Raw genomic sequence first — 817 nt, 5'->3', positions numbered from 1 at the left:
CCACCTCGGGCAGCCGCAGCCCGACCGCGAATGAGGCGTCGTAGTCGTCCCAGGCGACCGCGTCGGGATGCAGGGTCGTGGACGATTCGGCCGCGCCGGTCAGGTCGGTCGGTGGTTCGGGGCGGGGGGTGCGCTGGGCGCGCAGCCACATGAACGCCACCGTGTTGTCGACGAACCCGCCATGCGCCGTTCCGCACTCGTCGACCGTCAGACAGACGAGTGCCCCGTTGTCGTAGGCGGTTCCCCACGGGGTGAGGATGAGCCCGCCGGGACGGGTCTGCTCCACCCACGCATACGGGATGTGCTGGACGGCCGCGGTGGCGATGATCCGGTCGTACGGCGCGCCCGGCGCATGGCCCTCGGCGCCGTCGCCGGTCACCACGGCGGGCGTGATGCCCGCTTCTGCGAGCGTCTTGCGGGCGCGGTCGGCGATGACGGGGTCGACTTCGATTGTGGTGACGTTCTGCTCGCCGGCCATGTGCGCGAGCAGGGCCGCGTTCCACCCGGTGCCGGTGCCGATCTCCAGGATGCGCATGCCCGGCTCCACCTGGAGGTGGCCGAGCATTCTGGCCACGATGGACGGGGCGGAGATCGAGCTGGTGATCAGTCGTCCCGTCTCCGTGTCCGGGGTGGCGCCGTCGTCGACCTGCGTGATGATCGGCCCGTCGAGATAGGACATCTCCAGCCACACATCCGGATACTCGTCGCGGCGTCGTGCGCTGAACCCGCCGCCGTCGCCCTCCCCCCAGATGAGGTCCGGGACGAACCGGTGCCGCGGCATGGCCAGGAACGCCGGACGCCACCGGTCGGACAGCAC

The 817-nt window shown here is 71.0% G+C and carries 1 protein-coding gene; it reads right to left on the bottom strand.

The window, feature by feature from the left end; genetic code table 11:
* The coding region (locus QSK22_RS33255) for a methyltransferase domain-containing protein (protein ID WP_285498473.1) at positions 1–817 on the bottom strand (817 nt) is incomplete at both ends.

This window comes from Actinomadura sp. NBRC 104425 (genome assembly GCF_030269545.1).
Classification (GTDB): domain Bacteria; phylum Actinomycetota; class Actinomycetes; order Streptosporangiales; family Streptosporangiaceae; genus Spirillospora; species Spirillospora keratinilytica.
The sequence above is the reverse complement of the archived record's forward strand: the minus strand, read 5'-3'. Positions and strand labels throughout refer to the sequence as shown.